Source organism: Corynebacterium lemuris (assembly GCF_024919295.1).
In the GTDB taxonomy this organism is placed as follows: domain Bacteria; phylum Actinomycetota; class Actinomycetes; order Mycobacteriales; family Mycobacteriaceae; genus Corynebacterium; species Corynebacterium lemuris.
In genome coordinates this window covers 252,566-275,195 of sequence record NZ_JANWTC010000001.1, presented here as the reverse complement: position 1 = coordinate 275,195, position 22,630 = coordinate 252,566, and the positions used below count along the sequence as shown (strand labels likewise).

Sequence of the window (22,630 nt, the reverse complement as noted above, 5' to 3'; positions counted from 1 at the left end):
ACGTGTCTGTTTGGAAATCCCTGGCCAATATGGTTGCCGCCACCGTCGTCGCAGGTGTGGCGGGCGCACTCGCCCTCGCCCCCGTCGCGGGTATCTCCGGGGCGGGTATCGCCCGGACGAATGAAACGATGGCCTCCAACCTCTCGGAGCTCACCTACGGCGATACCCCGGGCGTGACAACCATCACCGACGCCACCGGTGAGCCGATGGCGTGGGTGTTCCACCAGCGGCGTTACGAGGTGCCCGGTGACCAGATCTCACCACACATGAAGGACGCGATCGTCGCCATCGAGGACCATCGGTTCTACGAACATGACGGCGTCGACATCCAGGGCACGGCCCGCGCAATGCTGACAAATGTCATGGCCGGCGGAGTCGAGCAGGGCGCCTCCACGCTCAACCAGCAGTACGTGAAGAACTACCTCCTGCACATCGAGGCCGAGACCCCGGAGGAGCAGGCCGCCGCAGTCGAACAGTCCGTCCCCCGCAAGCTGCGGGAGATGCGCATGGCCTCGGACCTGGACCGCAACCTCAGCAAGGACGAGATCCTCACCGGGTACCTGAACCTGGTGCCCTTCGGCAACCATGCCTACGGCGTCGAGGCCGCCGCCCGGACCTACTTCAGCACCAGCGCCGCTGAACTGTCCGTGCCGCAGGCGGCGATGCTGGCCGGCATGGTGCAGTCCTCGGAGTTCCTCAACCCGTACACGAACGAGGAGGGGGTGACCAGCCGCCGCGGCGCCGTCCTGCAGGCGATGGCCACCCACGGCTACCTCAGCCCCGAGGAGGCCGCCGCCTACGCCGCGGAACCGCTGGGAGTCCTCGACTCACCGGCCACCCTGCCCAACGGCTGCATCGCCGCCGGGGACCGCGGCTTCTTCTGCGACTACGCACTGACGTACCTCGACTCGAAGGGGCTCAGCCGCGACCAGCTGCGCGAAGGCGGCTACACCGTCACCACCACCCTCAACCCGCAGGTCCAGGACGCGGCCCGCGCCGCCGTCGCCCGCAATGTCGACCCCACGGCCACGGGTGTGGCCGAGGTCCTCAACGTCGTCGAGCCGGGCACTGACTCCCGCGACATCCTCGCCATGACCTCCTCCCGCAACTACGGTCTCGACCTCGACCAGGGGCAGACCATGCTGCCGCAGCCGAGCTCCCTGGTGGGCAACGGCGCCGGCTCCGTGTTCAAGATCTTCACCGCCGCCGCCGCCATCGACCAGGGCATGGGCCTGGAGACCCAGTTGGACGTACCCGCCCGTTACGAGGCCCGTGGCCTGGGCACCGGCGGCGCCGCCAACTGCCCGCCCAACACCTACTGCGTGGAGAACGCCGGCGCCTACCAGTCGCGCATGACCCTGCGGGAGACCCTCGCCTACTCCCCCAACACCACCTTCATCCAGCTCATCGAGCAGGTCGGTGTGCCGGCGGTCGTCGACATGTCCGTGAAGCTGGGCCTGCGCAGCTATGCCGAGCCCGGCACCCACGACGGGGAACGTTCCATCGCGGACTACATGAAGGAGGCCAACCTGGGTTCCTACACCCTGGGCCCCACCCCGGTGAACCCGCTGGAGCTGGCCAACGTCGGCGCCACCATCGCCTCCGGCGGCCGGTGGTGCGAACCCAACCCCATTGCAAAGGTCACGGACCGGGGCGGCCAGGAGGTTTTCCTCGAGCGACCCGACTGTGAGAACGCCGTCGATCAGGGCGTGGCCAACGCGCTGGCCATCGGGATGTCCGATGACCTGACCATCGGTACCGGAGCGAATGCCGCCCGGGCCAACGGCTGGTCCGGCCAGGCCTCCGCCAAGACGGGCACCACCGAGTCCCACCAGTCCTCGGCCTTCCTCGGCTTCAACAGCAATTTCTCCGCCGCACCGTACATCTACAACGACGGCACAACCACCACCCCGCTGTGCACCTCCCCGGTACGCCAGTGTGCCAACGGCAATCTCTTCGGCGGCTCAGAGGCCGCCCAGTCCTGGTTCCAGACCGCCAACCTCATCCCCGCCGCACTGAGCGGCACCCTGCCCGCCATGGACGAGCGTTATGAGCTGGGCACCACCCACGCCGTGCTCGCAGAGGTAGTCGGTCTGACCGAGGCGGATGCCCGCCGCCGACTCGAGGGAGACGGCTACCAGGTCAACGTCCGCAACACCCCCGGCAGCCAGCCGCGCGGACGCGTCGAACGCGCCGTCCCGCAGGGGATGCTGCGCCCCGGCGGCACCGTGACCCTCGAGATCTCCACCGGCCCCGCGCCACGGACCACGGCTCCGACCACCTCCCCGCGGGAGAGCCGCCCGGCGCTGCCGGAGATCACCCAGGACGACATCGACTCACTGACCACACAGCTCCGCGACGCCTTCGGCCTCTAGGACGGGGTCAGGCCAGCTTCGCCCGGACCGCCGCCGACAGGCGCTTACCGTCAGCCTGTCCGGCAGCCGCGACGGTGGCGGCCTTCATGACCTGCCCCATCTGCTTCATGGAGACCTCGGCCGGTACCACGCCGAGCTCCGCGGCGACCGACGCGACCGCGTCGTCGACGAGGGTGTCCACCGCGGCGTCGTCAAGCTGGGCGGGCTGGTAGTCCTCGAGCACCGCCACCTCCGCCAGCTCCGTCTCCGCCAGCTCAGGACGGTTGTTGGTGGTGTAGATCTCCGCGGACTCGCGACGCTTCTTGATCTCCCGGGCGATCACCTTGAGGATGTCCTCATCGGTGGCCTCATGCTTCGCGCCGGTGGTCTCCTCCGCCTGGATCGCGGCGAGCAGCATGCGGATCGTGCCCGTCCGCTGCTTCTCCCGCGCCTTCATGGCGGTCTTCAGATCGTCCCTGATTCTGCTCTTGAGCTCACTCATGGGCCCCAGGGTACGCGCCGGGTAGGGTGGTCCGGGTGAACGAGACAGCCAAGGTGACCAAGCGCATTCTCCCCCTCGCAGGCCTGACCGGCATCGGCGCCCTGGCCGCCACCGCAGGTCTCGCGGCCTGGGGGAACTCCGAGCTCCGCAAATTCGAACTCAAGGACATCACCGTGCCCCTGCTCCCGCCGGGCGCACTGCGGGGCAAGCCGGAGTTCCGCCTGCTCCACATCTCGGATCTGCACATGATCCCCGGGCAGGACACGAAGACCGCCTGGGTGAGCGCCCTGGACTCCCTCAGCCCGGACCTGGTGGTCAACACCGGTGACAACCTCTCCGATGAGCGTGCCGTCCCCGACGTCCTCCGCGCCCTCGGCCCGCTGCTCAGCCGCCCCGGCATCTTCGTTTTCGGCACCAACGACTACTGGGGCCCCCAGCTGGTCAACCCCTTCTCCTACCTGCTCAAACTGCGCCGCACCCCCTCCTACATCGACCTGCCGTGGCGCGACATGCGCGCCGCCTTCCTCGAACGTGGCTGGCACGACGCCACCCACAAGCGCGTCGAGTTCCAGGTTGGCGGGGTGCGCATCGCAGCCGCCGGTGTCGACGACCCGCACCACAACCTCGACGACTACTCCCTCATCGAGGGCCCACCGAACCCGGACTCCAACCTCTCCCTCGCGCTCCTGCACTCACCTGAGCCACGGGTGCTGTCCCGCTTCGCCGAGGACGGCTACCAGCTCTCCCTCTCCGGCCACACCCACGGCGGCCAGCTGTGTCTGCCGGGTTCGCGCGCGATCGTGACCAACTGCGGCATCGACCGGGCGCGGGTCCAGGGGCTCCATGACTTCGGTCCGATGAAGATGCACGTCTCCAACGGACTGGGCACCTCCAGATATGTACCGTTCCGCTTCTTCTGCCGCCCCTCCGCCACTCTGCTGCGCATCACCGAGACCACAGCCTGAGCTGTGGTTTTGGTAGAGGTCGGGATGTGGGCTATGGTATTCCAGGTACCACGGAGTACACCGGGATATGGCGCAGCTTGGTAGCGCGCTTCGTTCGGGACGAAGAGGTCGCAGGTTCAAATCCTGTTATCCCGACCATTCACAGAACACCCCCTGACTGGAGAAATTCAGTCAGGGGGTGTTCTCCTCGTGCGCCCACCCTGCTTATCGACGCCCCGCTCAGCGCCGGCCCCGGCTCCCCAGCGCCACACCCGCGACACCGACCACCGCCATCGCCCCGAGCACACCGAGGGCCAGCCAGAGCACCTGCGGTGTGGCGGCGTTGCCCACCGTGGTCAGCCCCGCGGTGGCCCAGCTCAGCGGTGAGAGGTTCGCCAGGATCTGCCAGCCGGCGGCCACGTCGGTGTAGGACAGGGATTTCCACACCCAGCCGACCACACCGATCTGCGCCGCACCGAGGACAGCGGCGGTGATCCAGCCGGCGACCGGACCGAGGACGCTGAGCAGCACGCGGGTGGCCATGGCAGCGGCCAGGACACCCAGCGCCAGGACCAGGGCCGACCAGGCGACGACACCGGCGGTCAGGCCGGTGGCGGTGAGCCAGAGCAGCACCGTCCCCAGGCCGGTGAGTCCCAGGACCGCACCGAGGAGGATCCACCAGTTGCGGGTGGCCCCGGCGAAGGCCCCGCCGAGCATCACCAGAGCGGCGATGAGCAGGGCATACATGGGGGCCAGCGCTACAACAGGTGATTCCGCCACCTCAGCGGTGGTCTGGGTGACGGGCAGGGCACGCTGAACGACGCCGATGCGGTCCTGGGTGCGGGTGGCCATGTCGTCGATACGCTGGGCGCCCTCACCGAGGGTGTCCACCCCGGCGACGGCTTCGTCGACACCGCCCTGGGCCTGGCTGAGGCCGTAGGCCAGGTCCTGGGCGCCGCGGGTGGCGGAGTAGATGCCGTCATGGAAGGGCTGGCCGGGCACACTCAGCTGGTCGGCGATCTGCCGGGAGCCGTCCTTGAGGGCGACCAGCTGATCGGCCATCTCCCCGCCGAGCTGCAGGGACTGGACCTGCCCGCGGAGATCGGTCAGCTGCCGCCGGGCCTCGACGAGCTGAGGATCCCTCGTTCCCTCGAGCTCACGGACGGTGCGGTCGATCGCCGTCACGAGCTGGCCCTGCACCGCCTCAAGGCCGATGACGGTGTCCACGGCCTGCCCCACCCCGTCGGCGACCTCGGTGGCCCCGCCACCGAGCTGGCCCACCCCGGCCTGGATCTCCACGAGCCCCTGGTGCAGCTGCTGTGCGCCGGCGACCGCCTCACCGAACTGCCCGGGCAGTGTGGTGGCCTGTTCGCGCATCTCCTCCACCCCGTCCCTGAGCTCACCGGTGCCCGCAGCGAGGAAACCCGCCTGGGCGCCGGCCTCGCCGGCGGCACGGCGGGCGTCGACAAGCTCAGTGGGGTGAAGACCGGCGGCGGGCGCGGCGGCGGGTTCCTCGGCGCTGCTCCAGGCGCGGGAGGCATCGAGATGGGTGGTGGCGGCGATGACGGTGCCGACGATCAGCGGGACCAGAAGGAGGATCGCCGTGACCCAGTGGCGGGTGCGTGTGGTGGGCAGGCTCATGCCTTCTGAAAGTACTGGTCGGCAGGGGTGGGTATGTGGTAGGCGCACCGTGATGTGAGGCTGGTAACCTCAGGACGGATTCTTCCTGACCTTCACATGTCCCCGAGCCGATTGAGCGTGGTAGTCCCGTGACGCTGATTATTGTCATTTCGCTCATGGCGTTGGCGGTGGTCCTCTCCCCGCCCGCGGTGCGCGCCCTCGACAGAAACGCCGGCTGGCCGCTGGCGGTGATCTTCCTGGTCGCCGCGGTGCTCCTCGGACGGGAGCTGCCCGCGGTACTGGACGGCCGCCCGCTGGAGTTCTCCCGCGTGTGGGTCGCCGACGTCATCGCACCGGGGGTCGACGTGGGGCTGTCGCTGCGCGGCGACGCCCTCGGTATGTTCTTCGCCCTGCTCGCCCTGGTGATCGGGGCGGTGGTGTTCATCTATTCCGCCGCCTACCTGCCCAGGCGGCAGGGGAACACGAGTTTCTACACCATCATGACGGCCTTCACGCTGTCGATCCTGCTGCTGGTGCTCGCCGATGACGTGGTCGTGCTCTTCCTGGCCTGGGAACTGGTCTCGCTGGCCTCCTTCCTGCTCATCGCCCGGTCAGGTTCCGCCGGTGAGGCCGGTTCCGTCCGTACCCTCATCCTCACCTTCGTCGGCGGGCTGACGTTGCTGGTGGCGGTGGCGCTCGCCGCGACCTCTGCGGGGACGACCAGTCTGCAGGGCATCCTGGCCAGCGATTTCTGGGTGGAGAACCCCAGCCTGACGGCAACGGTGGCGGTGCTGGTGGCGGTCTCCGCCTTCACCAAGTCCGCACAGCTGCCCTTCCACTTCTGGCTGCCGGAGGCCATGGCCGCGGCCACCCCGGTCTCGGCTTTCCTGCACGCGGCGGCGGTGGTCAAGGCGGGTATCTACCTGCTGCTGCGCTTCTCCACCGTCTTCCATGATGTGGCGGTGTGGAACGCGCTGCTCATCATCGTCGGCATGGCCACGGCCGTGATCTCGGCATTGTTCGCGGTGCAGAAGACCGACCTCAAACAGCTCACGGCGTACTCCACGGTCTCGCACCTGGGCTGGATCGTGGCCACCATCGGCATGGGCACGCCCTTCGCCCTGGCGGCGGCGGTGGTGCACACCTTCGCCCACGCCCTGTTCAAGTCCTCACTGTTCATGCTCATCGGCGTGATCGACCACCAGGCCGGTTCCCGTGACATCCGCCGGTTGGGCCGGCTGTGGGACCGCATGCCGTGGACCTTCGGCTCCGTGGTCATCGGCGCGGCATCGATGGCCGCGGTCCCACCGCTGCTCGGTTTCGCCTCCAAGGAGGGCATGCTCACCGCCTTCCAGGACGCACCTGCCCCCGGTCTCCTGCTGGCGGTGGCGGCGCTCGGTGCGGTGCTGACCTTCACCTATTCGGCGAAGATCGTCTTCGGTGCCTTCATCGACGGCCCGCGCGACATGTCCGGCGTGCGCGAGGCCCCGGTCTCACTGTGGCTGCCCGCGGCCCTGCCCGGTGTGCTCTCCCTGCCGCTGGCCTTTGCACTGCCGCTTCTGGACACCCCCGTCACCGCCGTCGTCGCCTCCCTCGGCGCCAGCCACGAGACCCACCTCGGTCTGTGGCACGGGATCAACACACCCCTGCTCATCTCGGTGGCCGTGCTGGTCGTCGGCTCGCTCGGCGTGGTGGCGCGGAAGCAGATCTGGCCCGCGCTCGAGGGTCGCCGCCTGGCACCGGCCTCCGGCAACGAACTGCTCTCCGCCGGTGTCCGGGGCGCCACCGCCCTGGGCCGTGGCCTGGGGGCGATGGCCGATTCCCTCAACCCCTCGCGACATCTGCTGCCGCTGGTGCTCAGCGTCATCGTGCTCGGCGTGGCCACCTGGTTAAGCCCCGGTGTCGACGGCATCACCCCGGCCCCGCGCACCCCGGGCCTGGACAACCCCTGGGACCTCATCCCGCTGGCGATCATCGCGGTCTCCGTGGTGGGACTGGCACTGACCGGCTCCAGACTGAGTGCGGCGGTGCTCATCGGCACCGTCGGCGTGGGCATGAGCCTGCAGATGATGCTGCTGGGTGCCCCGGATGTCGCCCTGACGCAGCTGACTGTGGAGGCGTTGACCGTCATCGTCATCATGATGGTGCTGCGCTACCAGCCGGCGCTCTTCCCCAAGCCGGATTTCGGCCGGAGGCAGCTCGGCGCGCTGGTGATCGCCCTGCTGGCCGGAGCCGTGGCCTTCACCGGTGTGTACGCCCTGCTCGGCCGCCGCGAGCGTTCCGAGCTGGCCATCTGGTACCTGACCGAGGCCCCCGAGATCACCAGCGGGCAGAACGTCGTGGCCACAATCCTGGTGGAGTTCCGCGCCCTGGACACCCTCGGCGAACTGTCCGTGCTGGGCATGGCCGCCATCGTCATCGCCGCGGTGGCCACATCGATGCCGCGCCACCCCTTCCGCGGTGGCACCCGTCCGGCACCCTTCGGCCAGTCACAGCTCAACTCCATCCCCATGCGCAAGGTCATCGTGCTGGTCATCCCGGTGCTGGTGCTTCTCAGCGTGCTGGTGTTCCTGCGCGGCCACCAGGACCCCGGCGGCGGCTTCGTCGCGGCACTGATCATGGGTGCGGCCATCGGCCTGGCCTACCTGTCGAAGGGACGCGACGAGATCGTCTTCCGTGAATCCACCCCGACCTGGTTGACCGGCATCGGCATCATGACCGCCGTGGGTGCCGGTTTCCTGGGACTGCTGGAGGGTTCCTTCCTCTACGCCATCCACGGCGACATCCTCGGTGAACACATGACCACCTCGCTCATCTTCGACCTGGGTATCTACCTTGCGGTGCTGGGCATGCTCACCATGGCGATCAACGCCCTGGGCGGCTACCTGCGCCCGGGTATGGACACGTCCGAACTCGACTGGGCCCGCACCGGTGAGGGGCCGCTGCCGCCAACCCCGGCGGTTCCCGTCGGGGAGGACGCCGCCGACCCCTGGCCGGAGCCCATCAACCCGGCCGCAGCGCCCCGTTCAGTGTTCACCGAGACCGAGAAGGAGGAGAACCGATGATCCTCGCCCTGACCATCGCCATTCTGGTCGCCGGTTCCACGTACCTCATCCAGCAGCGCGGTATGGTCCGCATCGTCTTCGGCATGTCCCTGCTCGGTCACGCCGCGAACCTCACGCTGCTGGCCGGCGGGGTGGGCGCCTGGCGCGGGGAACCCTTCCCCGACCGTACGTCGCTTGCCGACGCCGCCGACCCCCTCCCCCAGGCCTTCGTGCTCACCGCCATCGTCATCGCCATGGCCACCACCACGATCCTGCTGACGTTGGCGGCGCTGGGCCGTGACGACGACACCGTGGTCCCGGAACCGACGGACGACAACATCGCCACCGACCCGGTGCAGACCCTGGGCAGGGCGGCGTAGATGGACTGGACACTCCCCCTCTTCGCTGCCGTCCCACTGTTCAGCGCGGCCGTCGCCGTGCTCCTGCCCTGGCGCCGGGCCCGCGACATCCTGCACATCGGCATCCCCGTCCTGGGTGTGGCCGCGGGTGCATGGCTCTTCGCCCACACCGCCGAGCACGGCACCATCGCCCACAACGTCGGTCTCTACGTCGGTGGTGTGGCCATCCCGTTTGCAGCGGACACCTTCTCCGCGATCATGATCATCACCACGATGATCGTCGCCGCGGCCACCAACTGGTTCGCCACCCTCACCGGCGAGACGGTCTCCCGCTACTACGCCTCCCTGACCCTCATCCTCATCACCGGTGTCAACGGCGCGCTGCTCACGGCCGACCTGTTCAACTTCTTCGTGTTCATCGAGGTCATGCTCCTGCCCTCCTACGGGTTGATCACCATGTCCGGCACCTGGGCACGCCTGGCCGGCGGGCGTACCTTCGTGCTGGTCAACCTCGCCGCCTCCACCCTGCTTCTGGTGGGTGTGGGCATCATGTACGGCGTCACGGGTTCAGTGAACATCGCCGCGCTGCAGGGCACCGCCGCCGGCAACGGCCCCGCAGTCGTTGCGATGGGGCTGGTCATCATCGCGATCCTGGCCAAGGCCGGTGCCTTCCCCGTCCACACCTGGCTGCCGCGCACCTACCCGACCACCTCAGCCGCGGTGATGGGTCTGTTCTCCGGTCTGCACACCAAGGTCGCGGTGTACATGCTCTACCGCATCTGGGTGCACATCTTCGACCTCGAGGACCGCTGGAACTGGTTGATCATCACCCTGATGATCATCTCCATGCTCATCGGTGCCTTCGCGGGACTGGCGGAAAAGTCCATCCGCCAGGTCCTCGCCTACCAGATGATCAACGGTATGCCCTTCATCCTGGTCATGCTGGCCTTCACCTCCGGGGACCCGGAACGCGCCCTGGCCGCGGGGCTGCTGTACACACTGCACCACATGATCACCGTCGCGGCGCTCATCCTCACCTCCGGAGCCATCGAGGAGACTTACGCCACCGGGTTGATCTCCCGCCTGTCAGGTCTGGCCCGGCGCGAACCTGTGGTGGCCGCGCTCTTCGCGGCCGGTGCCTTCTCCATCGTCGGCTTCCCGCCTTTCTCCGGTATGTGGGGCAAACTTCTCCTCGTCTTCGAGATCGCCCGGAGCGGCGGTTGGTGGGCCTGGCTGGTCATCGCGGTCGTGGTGGTGGCCTCGGTGGGTGCGTTACTCTCCCTGCTGCGGGTGTGGCGGGAGGTCTTCTGGGGCCAGCCCATGCAGCGCTACCCCACGTCCCTGCGGATCTCCCCCCGGCTGCTGGCACCACCCGTCCTGCTGGTGGCCGGTTCTGTGGCGATGTTCGCCCTCGCGGGCCCGCTTCTCGACGCCACCCTCACCGCCACCGCAGGACTGCTCGACACCGGGGGTTATGCCGCCGCTGTCCTTGGCGAGGACCCCGTGGGCGTCCCCGACATGACCGGACTTCAGGGAGGCCGCTGACATGCACCTGCTGATCTACATTCCATGGCTGATCAAGGAGATCTTCGCCTCCGGCCTCCAGGTGGCCTGGGCGGCACTACGCCCCAACGCGGGTTATGACCCGGTGGTCGTACGCTATCCCCTGCGCGTGACCACCGAGTGGCAGATCTTCTGGCTGACCACCTCCATCACCGCCACCCCCTCCACGCTCTCCCTGGGACTGCGCGAACCGGCGACTCCCGGGCAGCCGCGCATCCTGCTGGTGCAGGCCGCCTTCGGTTCCGACCCGGCAGACGTGGTGGCTGGGCTGGCCGACATGGAGTCCCGCATGGCCCCCCATGTCCGCGGCATCGACCACAATGTGCCGGGGCAGGGTTCCGCCACCGAACTCCATCCCCGCTACTACGAATACCCGCTCGGCCGGAAGGAGCAGCAGCAGTGACCCCCTTCGAATGGATTCTCGCGGCCTGCATCGCGGTCATGGCCGTCTGTCTGCTGTCCGGGTTGGTGCTGGTACTGCGCACCCATGATGTGTTCACCCGCGCTGTGCTCAGTGACCTGGTTTTCTACGCCATGATCTGCATCTTCCTGACCTGGACACTGACCAACCCCACCTCCATCGGCTACGAGGTCGCGCTGCTCGCCGCCATCGCCGGCGGTGTGTTGCCCACCCTGTCGATGGCCCGCATCATCTCGAAGGGACGCCGATAGCCGTGACCGTCACCGAAATCATCGTCTCCGCCCTGGTCATCCTCGCCACCATCATGGTCGTCACCACAGCGATCGCCATGTGGCGGGCGCCGGACGCCCTCACCCGGGTCAATCTGCTCGGCCCCACCGTCGGTGTGGCCTTCCCCCTGCTGGTCATGGGCAAACTCATCATCGACTGGTCCACCCGGGGTTTTGACCCGAACAACTTCGTCCGGGCCGTCCTGGCCATCGCCGGGGTGTGGATCGTCGCCTCCGTCGGCTCCTACTACATGGGGCGTTCCATATACGGTGTCACCGTGGAAGATGTCCGGCATGCCGAGGAACGCGCCTACCAGCCGGGCGAATGAATCAGAGGTTGTTCATCGCGTAGCTGGCTTCTCCCGGGGTGAACTGTTCCCCGTAGGGGGAAACCAGCTGCTGGTAGATCGCCTGCTCCGACATATTCTGGTTATCCCGGTAGCTGCGTGCCTTGGCCAGGGCATTGGCACTCCAGTCGATCTGCAGGTTGTTCACTGCGTACTGTGCCTGCTCAGCTGTGAATTCCTCACCATATTCAGAGGTCAGCTGATCGTATACTCCCTGGAGGGACATATCCTGCTGGGAGGCGTAGGACTGCCCCTTGGCCAGTGCATTGGCATTCCAGTCCGCCGAGACATTTTCCACCGCGTACTGGGCGGCGTCGGGGGTGAAACCCTCCCCGTAGGGCGAGGTCAACTGATCGTAGAGTCCGCTCTTCGACATGTGCTGGTTATTGGCGTACGAATTTGCCTTCCCCAGGGCAGCGCGGTACTCGGAGTTAGCTGAATCCTGAGGTGATTCCGCCTGGGTGGTGCTTATCCTCTCCACAGATGCAGCAGTGGTTTCACGTGGAACAGGTTCAGCTTCCGCAGTCGAGGTAACAGTGACTGGCGCGGCTGACGGCGTGGTGGACGTCGGCTCCCCGACGGTGACCGTCTCAGTGACCACGACTGTTTCTGTCTCCCCGGCTGCTGAGCAAGCGGTGAGGGAAAGAGCGAAAGCGCCGAGAAGCAGGGACAGTCGGGCTGATGCGGACACGTAGTCTCCTTGGGTGTGCGGGAAGTGGATTCATCATGACATGACCAGCCCGCACTCCTTTCGTTCAGCCCGAATAAGAGTTCCCTCTGAGCGGCCGTCGGCATGAAACACGAAACCGCCGGTGACCACTCTGGGTGGTCACCGGCGGGGTTCAGCTGAAAGGGGACTGACTAGTTGTCGCCCTCGTCGCCGACGGAGGCGGTGTGATCAGCACCGCTGCCCTTCTTCTGCAGGTAAAGCTGCTTCACGCGGGCGCCGAGGTTCTCGTCCACACTGTTCCAGTACTGGTAGACGCGGGACTCGGTCTCCTCGGAGATGCCCTGCATCGCGTTGGAGATGTTGTCCGCGAGACGCTCCTTCTCGCCGTCATCCATGACCTCGCGGTAGAGGATGCCCGGCTGGATGAAGTCGTTATCCTCGGGATGCTTGACATAGGCCGCGCGGGTCAGATCAGTGCCGTGCGGGTCCGGGTTGACGTAGACATCCTCAGCCTGGCCGTAGGAGGTGTGGTTGGAGGAGGAGTCCTCACCGTTGTCCAGATAGCCGGCACCCTTGCTGTAGCGGTTCGGGGTGTAGGTCGGCTGGTCAGCACCCTCGAAGAGGTACTGCATGTGACCTTCACGGCTGTAGGAGTTCACGTCGTTGAGCGGACGGTTGACCGGCAGGTCGCGGTAGTTGGGTCCGATGCGGTAGCGCTGCTGGTCGGCGTAGGCGAAGACGCGCGCCTGGAGCATACGGTCCGGGGACAGGCCGATGCCGGGGACCAGGTTGCCCGGGTCCAGGGCGATCTGCTCGATCTGGGCGAAGTGGTTGTGCGGATTGCGGTTGAGCACGAAGTAGCCGACATCGATGCGCGGGTAATCCTTCTTGGACCAGACCTTGGTCAGGTCGAAGGGGTTCCAGCGGTAGTCCTCGGCCTCATCGAACGGCATGATCTGGACCTTGACGTCCCAGATCGGGTAGTCACCCTCCTCGATGGAGTTCCAGAGGTCCTCGCGGTGGTAGTCGGCGTTGATACCGGCCATCTCGGCGGCCTCGGCGTCGGTGAAGTTCTCCACACCCTGGCGGGAGATGAAGTGGTACTTGACCCAGAAGGCCTCCCCCTGCTTGTTCACCCACTGGAAGGTGTGGGAGCCGTAGCCGTTCATGTGGCGGGTGGTCTTCGGGGTGCCGCGGTCACCCATGAGGTAGGTCACCTGGTGCGCGGACTCAGGCGCGCGGGTCCAGAAATCCCACTGCATGTCAGCGTCACGCAGGCCGGAGCCGTGGAGGCGCTTCTGGGAATGGATGAAGTCGGGGAACTTCACGCCGTCACGGACGAAGAAGGTCGGCGTGTTGTTGCCGACGATGTCATAGTTGCCCTGCTCGGTGTAGAAACGCAGCGCGAAGCCGTGGACGTCACGCCAGGTGTCCGGGGAGCCCTTCTCGCCGGCGACGGTGGAGAAACGGATGCCCATCGGGGTGACCTTGCCCTGCTGGAAGAGGTCGGCCTTGGTGTACTGGGAAACGTCCTCGGTGACGTGGAGCTCGCCGAAGGCACCGTGACCCTTGGCGTGGGGGATGCGCTCCGGGACGTTCTCACGGTTGAAGTTCGCGAGCTTCTCAATCAGGTGGATGTCGTTGAGGATGTTCGGGCCCTGGGGGCCAGCGGTGACGGAGATGTTCTCGGACGGGACCGGCGCGCCGTTGTGGCGGGTGGTGTTTCCGGTGACCTTGGGGCGCAGGCCCCGGTCCACAATCTTGTCAGCTGCGGAGTTCTGCTCGCTCATAGCTCCCTCTTTCTGTATCGATAATTAATGTAACCTATCGGCTGCGGGTGATTGATAGCTTAGCCCCATTTAGTGACCCCCGCAACCTCAACTCTAGCTACAAAAGGAAGGCCCCGCAGCGGTCCTGGTAACGTCATGAGCCGTGACCATGCACTCCGCCGCCGATGACGCCCGCGTCACCGACCTGGCTCTTCGGGCTGGCCGCGGTGACCGCGAGGCCTTGACGGAGTTCATCCGCGCCACCCAGGACGACGTGTGGCGGTTGCTCGCCCACCTGGGCGGCCGCGACATCGCCGACGACCTCACCCAGGAGACCTACCTCCGCGTGATGGGCGCACTCCCCCGCTTCGCCGCCCGGTCTTCGGCACGCACCTGGCTGCTCTCCCTGGCCCGCCGTGCCTGGATCGACAACATCCGCCACGACATGGCCCGCCCCCGCAAATCCATCACCGAATATGAGGACGCCGCCGCCACCACCCCCGTCGACGGCGCCAACGCCTCCTCCTGGTCGGAGTGGATCGACGTCCGCGCGCTCATTGACGCCCTCCCCGAGGAGCGCCGCGAGGCTCTCATCCTCACCCAGGTCCTCGGCTACACCTACGAGGAGGCGGCGAAGATCGCCGGCGTGCGCATCGGCACCATCCGCTCCCGAGTCGCACGCGCCCGCCGGGATCTCATCGCGGCGACAGCAGCCAGCTCGGAGGATCCCGAGGAAAAATAACCTCCCAGAGTTGACGCGCATCCCGGCAACGCGAACGGCCCCTCCCCCGCTGTACTGGCGGAAGGAGGGGCCGGGAGCGCGTTGAAGCTACTGGACCAGCAGCTCGGCGATCTGCACGGTGTTCAGCGCAGCACCCTTGCGCAGGTTGTCGCCGGAGACGACGAGCACGAGGCCCTTGTTGTCGTCGACGGACTGGTCCTGGCGGATGCGGCCGACCAGGGAGGCATCCTTGCCTGCCGCGTCGAGCGGGGTGGGGACGTCGACGACCTCGACGCCGGGGGCGTCAGCAAGCAGAGCCTTGGCCTCATCAACGGTGATGGGACGTTCGAACTCGGCGTGGATGGTCAGGGTGTGGCCGGTGAATACGGGGACACGGACACAGGTGCCCGCGACGCGCAGGCCGGGGATGCCCAGGATCTTGCGGGACTCGTCGCGCAGCTTCTGCTCCTCGTCGGTCTCCAGGGAACCGTCATCGACGAGGTTGCCGGCCAGCGGCAGCGCGTTGAAGGCGATGGGGGCGACGTAGGGCCCCAGATCCGCCGGCGCCTCCACGGAACCGTCGTGGACCAGCTCGACATTGCGGTCGCCGATCTCGGCCGTCTGCTTCGCCAGGGTCTCCACACCGGCCAGGCCGGAACCGGAGACCGCCTGGTAGGAGGAGACGTGGAGACGGATCAGGCCGGCGGCGTCGTGAAGCGGCTTGAGCACCGGCATAGCGGCCATGGTGGTGCAGTTCGGGTTGGCGACGATGCCCTTGGACGGGGCCTTCGCCTCCGCACCGTTGACCTCGGAGACAACCAGCGGGACATCCTCGTCCTTGCGCCAGGCCGAGGAGTTGTCGATCACGGTCGCGCCGGCGGCGGCGAAGACCGGGGCCCACTCACGGGAGGTGGAACCACCCGCGGAGAACAGGGCGATGTCGACGTCGGCGATGGACTCCGGAGTGATCTGGGTGAGGTCCTCGACAGTGATGTCCTCGCCGCGGAACTGCAGGGTGGTCCCGGCGGAACGCGGGGAGGCGAAGAAACGGACCTTGTCGGCCGGGAAGTTGCGATCCGCCAGGATCGCACGCATCACGTGGCCGACCTGACCGGTGGCACCGACGACAGCAAGAGTGGTCATGGTGGTGAAATCTCCTTCAGAAGTGTGGGGACTAACGGCCGGTGCCGGCGTAGACGGTCGCCTCGGCGTCGCCGCCGAGCTCGAACTTCTCGTGCAGGGCACGCGCAGCGGCATCGAGACCGGCCTCGCGGATGAGCACGGAGATGCGGATCTCGGAGGTGGAGATCAGCTCGATGTTGACGTCTGCGTCACGCAGCGCCTCAGTGAAATCCGCGGTGACGCCCGGGTGGGACTTCATGCCCGCACCGACCAGGGAGACCTTGCCCACCTGGTCGTCGTAGAGCACGTTGGACCAGCCGTACTTCGCCTGCATCTTCTTGAGCAGTTCCATGGCGCGCGGGCCGTCGGCGCGCGGGCAGGTGAAGGTGATGTCGGTGGTGCCGTCCTCCACGGAGGAGACGTTCTGCAGCACCATGTCGATGTTGATCTCCGCGTCAGCGACCGCACGGAATACGGTGGCCGCCTCGCCCGGCTTATCAGGGATGCCGAGGATCGTGACCTTCGCCTCGGACTTGTCAGTAGCTACGCCAGTGAGAACTGCTTCTTCCACAGGGATATCCTCCATCGAACCGGCAACCAGGGTGCCGGGGTCATTGCTGTAAGACGAGCGAACTCGCAGGGGAACATTGAAGGCACGCGCGTACTCCACGGCACGCAGCACCAGGATCTTCGAGCCGACCGCCGCCAGCTCGAGCATCTCCTCGAAGGAGAGCTTCGCCAGCTTCTGGGCGTTGGGCACGATGCGCGGGTCGGCGGTGTAGATGCCGTCGACGTCCGAGTAGATCTCGCACACATCGGCATCCAGGGCCGCAGCGAGCGCCACGGCGGTGGTGTCCGAACCGCCGCGGCCCAGAGTGGTCACATCCCGGGTCTCCTTGTTCACGCCCTGGAAGCCGGCGACGATGCAGATCTTGCCCTCGTCGAGAGCTTCCCGCACCCGGCCCGGGGTGACGTCCACGATGCGGGCGTTGCCGTGGCGTTCGGTGGTGAGCACGCCGGCCTGGGAACCGGTGAAGGACTGCGCCTCCGCCCCCAGCGACTCGATCGCCATGGCGACCAGTGCATTGGAGATCCGCTCACCGGCGGTCAACAGCATGTCCATCTCACGCGCCGGCGGCACCGGGTTGACGGCCGCGGCGAGCTCCAGCAGCTCATCGGTGGTGTCACCCATCGCGGAGCAGACGACGACGACATCATTGCCGGCTTTTTTGGTCGCGACAATTCTCTCCGCCACGGCGCGGATCCGCTCCGCGCTCTCCAGGGAGGAGCCGCCATATTTCTGAACGATCAGAGCCACCGGCAGGTTGCCTTTCGTCTCGGGTGCACAAAGTTCTGCCCCATCGTACCTGTTCACCCCTGTCCTGCAGTAGTTGAACCGCCGATGTTCGCGGGCCACACGCGGGTGCCCGACCCTGCGGAAAGGCCCAGGTTCACTAAGGTTGTCTCTCGTGCACAGCAACCTGCTGGCCGTGCTTTTCGCACTGGCCTCCGCCCTCACCATCGCGTGGGGAACCGTGGTGCGCCACCGCATCGCGGAGGAGGCCCCCGCCGACGGTTCCCTCAAGGGTTCCCCGTTCTGGAACGCCGTGACCCGGCCCCTGTGGTGGGCCGGCACCGGCACCGCCCTGCTGGGCTACGGACTGCAGGTGGTCGCCCTGGGTTTCGGCACCCTGCTGGTTGTCCAACCCATCCTGGTGCTCTCCCTCATGTTCACGCTGCCGTTGTCCGCGCGTTACGACGGCCGCCGCATCTCCCCCGCAGAGATGTTCTGGGCGGGCCTGCTCACCGTCGCCGTCGCCGTGCTCGTGCTCCTCGGCCGCCCCCTGCCGGGCGATCCGCAGCCGCCCCTGGAGAGGTGGGTCCCCGCCCTGGCTGTCGGCCTGATCACCCTCCTGGCGCTGGAGAGATTTGCCCAACGCCAGATCCGCCGGGAGAAGGCCCTACTCCTGGGCGTGGTCACCGGCGCGCTCTTCGGTTACGTCGCTGTGCTGAGCAAGGCCTTCGTGGACATCTTCATCCACGGCGGGGTGTCGGCGGTCCTGACCAACTGGGAGACCTACGGGCTGATCCTCGGTGCCACGTTGGGCACCATCGTCCAGCAGTACTCCTTCAACGCCGGCGCGCTGAAGAACTCCCTCCCCGCCATGACCATCACCGAGCCCATCGTCGCCTTCAGCCTGGGTTACCTCGTTCTGGGTGAGAAGTTCCAGGTGGACAGTTTCACCGGGTGGTCGTTCATGGGGTTGGCGCTGCTGGCGATGATCATCTCCACGGTGGTGCTCTCCCGCAAGGGCGTGGGCTGAGACTGCAGGACCGCCACGGAGCACGCCGCCAATATTGTGATAAAAATCATCTCAAACGCCGCCTGATGGCCGGAATCACAGCACTGTATATATACGTATGGGAATTTTCCCGACACTCAGATGGCCCACGGAAAAACCCCCAGCATGTAGGCGGAGAACCAGGCACCGAATCCCACCCAACCGGCAGCCAGGCCGAGCTGCCAGCGCCGGGGAAGATTCTCCGCGGCCCACAGCACCCACGGCAGCAGCAGGATCACCGCCGGCAGGAGGAGCCGCGGGCGTGAGTGCATGATCCCGTCCGAGAGCAGGACAGTGGCCGAGAGCACGGCGGAAAACCACCACACCTCCCAGGGCACGCGGCCGCGGGCGGCCACGAGCGCGACCACCGCCGCCGCCATCACTGCGACACTGAGCAGGTAGCCGGCCTCCCCGCTGGTGGTGAGCACCTTCCACACCCAACGCAGCGTGGCCCCACCGAAGTCGAAGCCGGAATGCCAACCGGCCTCCTGGACGCCGAAATAACCGCCCACCTCCCGGCTGTGCCAGCTTGCCCAGGCGACATAACCGAGCAACGACCAGGGGGTCAGCGCCAGACAGGCCCAGGCCCGCCAGTCCCGACGGGCATGGACCAGCACCACCAGACCGAAGACCAGGATCAGCGCCACGGCTGTCAGCCGGACGAAACCGAGCAGGAATATCAGGCCGGCGGCGATACCCCAGCGACGGTCCATCAGTGCCACGATCGCCCAGAAGGCCAGGGCCCCGAAGACCGCCTCCGTGTAGGGCATGGCGAAGGTGATGGACATCGGAGCGGAGGAGGCGAGGATGCCTGCGCCGAGCATTCCCGCCCGTCCAGCCCCCATCCGCTCCGCGATAGCCATCGCTCCGGCGGTCAACGCCACCCCCGCCACGAGGTTGACGGCCGTCGCGGCTGCGGCCATTTCCAGCCCGGTCAGCTCGTGCACCAGACGGGTCAGGGCGGGGAACCCGGGGAAGAAAGCCAGCGTCCGATGGTGGACCGGTCCATCAGTTTTCAGATCAGCCGAAAAATAGCCGTTTTCCGCGATGGCCAGGTAATACCCTGCGTCCCACTTTCCCAGAAGCTCCGCCAGGGAAGCGCTATTCAGCATCGCGAAAAAAGCGAGTGTAACGATCCGGAAAAGGGTGCCGATGTTGTAGATGATGAGGGCCTGAGCAAGCAGTCGGAGCCGGGCATCACGGTTACGCACCACGTCATCCTAACCGGGTGTACGGTGGGCGACCGGGTACCGGAAAAGCCTCTTTCTCAGGTTCCTGTCAGTACAGTCAGACTGGACGCTTTGACCGGCGGATTTTCGTTTTCGAAGGTCAGTGTGGTTAAAGTGTTCAGCAGTTCAATTCTCTATCTGAAAGGAATCAACATGTTCGTTGAATTCGCAGACGCCCTTTCCTCCAACACCGAGAACCTCTTCGGCGGCCTCGTCGATTTCATCGGCGGCCTCTGGAACGCCTTCGGCGGCCTCTTCGACGGCTTCCTGGGCTCCTCCCTCGAGGATGCTGACCAGTAAGGCTTAGGCCTCAGCTAAACTCCCCGGAGTTTTCAAGCCCCCGTACGGGCCGGTTTTGCCGGCCTGCACGGGGGCTTATTTTTTTGCTTTCCACCCTCGAGTTCAAAGGGGCACCGCAGCACTCTCCCACGGGAAAACCCCGGATTCGAGCCACCATTCCGGACTGTCCACCCAGCATCCGGACCGTGTATACCCAGCCGCACCCCAGGGCTCCCGCAGAGAATTCCGGCCACCCCAGATAACAGAGATAACAATCGGGTATGTAAACGATTCACCCCCGCTGAACCGTGGACAGGCTGCGATCAGACCCCTACCGTGGTAAGTGGTACATCTCACATCGGAAAGTCAGAAAGGACAAAGGGATCATGTCGAACTACCACCGCCACCACCACCATGGGGTCAGCTCCTGGCTGGCGAGCCCCTTCGTGTTCGCGTTCAGCTGGCTCACCTGGCCACTCCGGGCACTCAGCTCCCACTGGTAGAGCACTTCCCGCCCCTGCCCGCCCTTCCCCTGGGCATCCGCCTTTCACCGGCGGTGCCCGGGGGTTTTCCTGCCCCTCCCCGGCAGGCGCTGCGGTGGGTTCCCACTGATTTTCACAAAGTTGTGTTGCCCCGGAAGCTTTCCGGTGTAAACTTCACAACATGTACTTCCGCGCGAACCTTCTCCTTCTTCGCCGCGGCGGGTCCCAGGTCCGATAAGAAACGACCGGCAACCCGTCGCGGGGTTTGGTGTTGCCGGTCGTGACTCCCACTGAATGATTCAGCGGGGAGACCCACCCGGCTACTACAGTGAAGGCCATTGTCGGCCCCTGGTAGCCACACGAAGACCCGAAAAGGAAACCGCCATGTCCCCGAACGACTCCTTCATCTCCGCCCCCTCCGAGATCCGCACCCCTGACGGGCCGCGCCATGAGGACCAGCCCGCCTGGAACAAGCAGCGCAACTCCGCCATGCCGGTACACCGCTACCGTGCCTTCGCCGAGGCAGTGGAAGACATCACCCTGCCGGACCGCACCTGGCCGGACAAGAAGATCACCGTCGCCCCGCAGTGGTGTGCGGTGGACCTGCGTGACGGTAACCAGGCGCTGATCGACCCGATGAGCCCGGAGCGTAAGCGCCGCATGTTCAACCTGCTGGTGAAAATGGGTTATAAGGAGATCGAGGTCGGTTTCCCCTCCGCCTCGCAGACGGACTTCGATTTCGTCCGGGAGATCATCGAGAAGGACATGATCCCGGAGGATGTGACCATCCAGGTGCTGGTGCAGGCGCGTGAGCACCTGATCCGCCGCACCTTCGAAGCCTGTGAGGGCGCGAAGAACGTCATCGTGCACTTCTACAACTCCACCTCCGAGCTGCAGCGCCGGGTGGTGTTCCGCAAGGACAAGCCGGCCATCAAGCAGCTGGCCGTGGACGCCGCGGAACTGATCAGGTCCATCGCCGTGGATTACCCGGCCACCAACTGGCGCTGGCAGTACTCCCCGGAATCCTTCACCGGCACCGAGCTGGACTTCGCGCTGGAGGTCTGTGACGCCGTCACCGAGGTCATGGCGCCGACGCCGGAGAACCCGATGATCATCAACCTGCCCTCCACCGTGGAGATGATCACCCCGAACGTCTACGCCGACTCCATCGAGTGGATGCACCGCCACCTGGCCCGTCGCGACTCGATCATCCTGTCGCTGCACCCCCACAATGACCGTGGCGAGGGCGTGGCCGCCGCCGAGCTGGGTTACCTGGCCGGCGCCGACCGTATCGAGGGCTGCCTGTTCGGCAACGGTGAGCGCACCGGCAACGTCGACCTGATCACCCTGGGCCTGAACATGCTGACCCAGGGTGTGGACCCGCAGATCGACTTCTCCGACATCAACCAGATCCGCGCCACCGTGGAGTACTGCAACCAGCTGCGTGTCCCGGAGCGTCACCCCTACGGCGGCGAGCTGGTCTTCACCGCCTTCTCCGGTTCCCACCAGGATGCCGTGAACAAGGGGCTGGATGCCATGGCCGCCAAGGTCCAGCCGGGTGCTGCGAACACCGACGTCACCTGGGAGGAGCTGCAGGAGACCATCTGGGAGGTTCCCTACCTGCCCATCGACCCCAAGGACGTGGGCCGCGACTACGAGGCCGTCATCCGCGTGAACTCCCAGTCCGGTAAGGGTGGTGTCGCCTACATCATGAAGACGGACCACGGCATCAACCTGCCGCGCCAGATGCAGGTGGAGTTCTCCAACGTCGTCCAGGCGGTCACCGATTCTGAGGGTGGCGAGGTCAACTCGAAGAACATGTGGGACATCTTCGCCACCGAGTACCTGGACGTGACCGAGCCGGTCGAGGAGGTCGCCATCCACATCGTCAACGCGGAGACCGACTCCGATGAGGCCACCGTCACCGCCACCGTCATCCACCAGGGCAAGGAGGTCGAGATCTCCGGTTTCGGTAACGGCCCGGTCGCGGCCTACGCCAACGCCCTGGAGAAGCTGGGTATCGACGCCGAGGTCCAGTCCTACTCCCAGCAGTCCCGCTCCGCCGGCGATGACGCCGAGGCCGCCTGCTACATCTACGCCACGGTCAACGGTTCCGCCGCCTGGGGTGTGGGTATCGCAGGTTCCATCACCCGCGCCTCCATCAAGGCCCTGACCTCCGCGGTCAACCGCGCGCTGACCAGCAAGGTCTCCGTCCTGGCCGGCGGCGTCTAAACACCCCCGCACTCTGACAGGCCCTCCGGTGCACCGGAGGGCCTGTTCGCTTATAGGCGCCCCCGCCGACCGCGGGGTGGTGCCCCGCGGCGTCGAGAAGCACTGTGGCCCTGCACCCCGAGGGAGGTGCAGGGCCACAGCCTGTCAGTCAGTGGGTTCTACAGCTGAACGGAGGACAGTGCGCCGAGGTCGAGGCCTGCCCCGGAGAAGAGGTCGTAGAGGGCGATGGAGAGGGTGCCCAGCAGATCAACCACGGCGGAGCCGGTGGCGTTGACGTCTTCGATGACGAGCGGGATCGGGATGACGGAAAGCATATGGAGACTCCTGCAGAAGATTCGGAATGAATGTATGGGGGCGGGGA

20 protein-coding genes and 1 tRNA gene are annotated in these 22,630 nt (G+C 66.4%); 13 read left to right on the top strand and 8 right to left on the bottom strand.

The genetic code is table 11. The features are described from left to right. Nucleotides 1-2 precede the first annotated feature (2 nt). Nucleotides 3-2,375, top strand: a complete 2,373-nt coding sequence (locus NYP18_RS01340) for a penicillin-binding protein (RefSeq protein WP_259426328.1) — start codon at nt 3-5, stop codon at nt 2,373-2,375. A gap of 7 nt (nt 2,376-2,382) precedes the next feature. Here the strand turns inward: NYP18_RS01340 and NYP18_RS01335 are convergent, their stop codons facing one another. Beyond that, nucleotides 2,383-2,856, bottom strand: a complete 474-nt coding sequence (locus NYP18_RS01335) for a GatB/YqeY domain-containing protein (RefSeq protein ID WP_259426327.1) — start codon at nt 2,854-2,856, stop codon at nt 2,383-2,385. A 35-nt stretch (nt 2,857-2,891) separates the two neighbouring features. On the opposite strand from NYP18_RS01335, the gene NYP18_RS01330 reads away from it, so the two are divergent. Both NYP18_RS01330 and NYP18_RS01325 read left to right on the top strand, forming a co-directional pair. Then, nucleotides 2,892-3,821, top strand: a complete 930-nt coding sequence (locus NYP18_RS01330) for a metallophosphoesterase (protein WP_439648035.1) — start codon at nt 2,892-2,894, stop codon at nt 3,819-3,821. A 61-nt stretch (nt 3,822-3,882) separates the two neighbouring features. After that, a tRNA-Pro gene (locus NYP18_RS01325) sits at nt 3,883-3,959 on the top strand. Nucleotides 3,960-4,040: 81 nt separating this feature from the next. Here NYP18_RS01325 and NYP18_RS01320 read toward each other — a convergent pair. Continuing rightward, a complete protein-coding gene (locus tag NYP18_RS01320) occupies nt 4,041-5,441 on the bottom strand; it encodes a YhgE/Pip domain-containing protein (protein WP_259426326.1) in 1,401 nt (466 codons plus the stop codon). A 128-nt stretch (nt 5,442-5,569) separates the two neighbouring features. Here NYP18_RS01320 and NYP18_RS01315 point away from each other — a divergent pair, with 128 nt between their 5' ends. Genes NYP18_RS01315 through NYP18_RS01290 form a run of 6 tightly spaced genes read left to right on the top strand, consistent with a single transcriptional unit; the run spans nt 5,570 to nt 11,405 of the window. Continuing rightward, nucleotides 5,570-8,485 carry a DUF4040 family protein gene (locus NYP18_RS01315; RefSeq protein ID WP_259426325.1) on the top strand — a complete coding sequence of 972 codons (2,916 nt, stop codon included), beginning with the start codon at nt 5,570-5,572 and terminating at the stop codon, nt 8,483-8,485. Continuing rightward, the gene (locus NYP18_RS01310; RefSeq protein WP_259426324.1) at nt 8,482-8,844 is read left to right on the top strand and encodes a cation:proton antiporter subunit C; all 363 of its coding nucleotides are present in this window, start codon (nt 8,482-8,484) and stop codon (nt 8,842-8,844) included. The genes NYP18_RS01315 and NYP18_RS01310 overlap by 4 nt, the downstream gene beginning before the upstream one ends. Further along, on the top strand, nt 8,845-10,368 hold the full coding sequence (locus NYP18_RS01305; protein ID WP_259426323.1) for a monovalent cation/H+ antiporter subunit D family protein: 1,524 nt from the start codon (nt 8,845-8,847) through the stop codon (nt 10,366-10,368). 1 nt (nt 10,369) lies between these two features. Next, a complete protein-coding gene (locus tag NYP18_RS01300; protein ID WP_259426322.1) occupies nt 10,370-10,789 on the top strand; it encodes a monovalent cation/H+ antiporter subunit E in 420 nt (139 codons plus the stop codon). A gap of 38 nt (nt 10,790-10,827) precedes the next feature. Beyond that, the gene (locus NYP18_RS01295) at nt 10,828-11,058 is read left to right on the top strand and encodes a cation:proton antiporter (protein ID WP_259426749.1); all 231 of its coding nucleotides are present in this window, start codon (nt 10,828-10,830) and stop codon (nt 11,056-11,058) included. A gap of 2 nt (nt 11,059-11,060) precedes the next feature. Further along, on the top strand, nt 11,061-11,405 hold the full coding sequence (locus NYP18_RS01290; protein WP_259426321.1) for a Na+/H+ antiporter subunit G: 345 nt from the start codon (nt 11,061-11,063) through the stop codon (nt 11,403-11,405). A gap of 1 nt (nt 11,406) precedes the next feature. Here the strand turns inward: NYP18_RS01290 and NYP18_RS01285 are convergent, their stop codons facing one another. Both NYP18_RS01285 and NYP18_RS01280 read right to left on the bottom strand, forming a co-directional pair. Then, entirely contained in the window at nt 11,407-11,904 is a 498-nt protein-coding gene (locus NYP18_RS01285) for an Ltp family lipoprotein (protein ID WP_259426748.1), read from the bottom strand. Nucleotides 11,905-12,284: 380 nt separating this feature from the next. Further along, nucleotides 12,285-13,883: a catalase gene (locus NYP18_RS01280; RefSeq protein WP_259426320.1), complete on the bottom strand. Its 1,599-nt coding sequence runs from the start codon at nt 13,881-13,883 to the stop codon at nt 12,285-12,287. A 148-nt stretch (nt 13,884-14,031) separates the two neighbouring features. Between NYP18_RS01280 and NYP18_RS01275 the strand changes: the two genes are divergently transcribed. Continuing rightward, nucleotides 14,032-14,604 carry an RNA polymerase sigma factor gene (locus tag NYP18_RS01275; protein WP_259426747.1) on the top strand — a complete coding sequence of 191 codons (573 nt, stop codon included), beginning with the start codon at nt 14,032-14,034 and terminating at the stop codon, nt 14,602-14,604. A gap of 87 nt (nt 14,605-14,691) precedes the next feature. Here NYP18_RS01275 and NYP18_RS01270 read toward each other — a convergent pair whose 3' ends face one another. Beyond that, complete coding sequence (locus tag NYP18_RS01270; RefSeq protein WP_259426319.1) at nt 14,692-15,726, bottom strand: aspartate-semialdehyde dehydrogenase; 1,035 nt, start codon at nt 15,724-15,726, stop codon at nt 14,692-14,694. Between the two features lie 31 nt (nt 15,727-15,757). Continuing rightward, a complete protein-coding gene (locus NYP18_RS01265; RefSeq protein WP_259426318.1) occupies nt 15,758-17,023 on the bottom strand; it encodes an aspartate kinase in 1,266 nt (421 codons plus the stop codon). A 151-nt stretch (nt 17,024-17,174) separates the two neighbouring features. Here NYP18_RS01265 and NYP18_RS01260 point away from each other — a divergent pair, with 151 nt between their 5' ends. Continuing rightward, a complete protein-coding gene (locus tag NYP18_RS01260; RefSeq protein ID WP_259426317.1) occupies nt 17,175-18,029 on the top strand; it encodes a DMT family transporter in 855 nt (284 codons plus the stop codon). Between the two features lie 116 nt (nt 18,030-18,145). Here the strand turns inward: NYP18_RS01260 and NYP18_RS01255 are convergent, their stop codons facing one another. Then, a complete protein-coding gene (locus NYP18_RS01255) occupies nt 18,146-19,258 on the bottom strand; it encodes a putative hexosyltransferase (protein WP_259426316.1) in 1,113 nt (370 codons plus the stop codon). Between the two features lie 171 nt (nt 19,259-19,429). Here NYP18_RS01255 and NYP18_RS01250 point away from each other — a divergent pair, with 171 nt between their 5' ends. Together NYP18_RS01250 and leuA are read left to right on the top strand one after the other, a co-directional pair. Beyond that, nucleotides 19,430-19,576, top strand: a complete 147-nt coding sequence (locus NYP18_RS01250) for a hypothetical protein (RefSeq protein ID WP_259426315.1) — start codon at nt 19,430-19,432, stop codon at nt 19,574-19,576. 845 nt (nt 19,577-20,421) lie between these two features. After that, entirely contained in the window at nt 20,422-22,269 is a 1,848-nt protein-coding gene (gene leuA, locus NYP18_RS01245; RefSeq protein WP_259426314.1) for a 2-isopropylmalate synthase, read from the top strand. Nucleotides 22,270-22,427: 158 nt separating this feature from the next. Here leuA and NYP18_RS01240 read toward each other — a convergent pair whose 3' ends face one another. Continuing rightward, the gene (locus NYP18_RS01240) at nt 22,428-22,583 is read right to left on the bottom strand and encodes a hypothetical protein (protein WP_259426313.1); all 156 of its coding nucleotides are present in this window, start codon (nt 22,581-22,583) and stop codon (nt 22,428-22,430) included. Nucleotides 22,584-22,630: the final 47 nt, after the last annotated feature.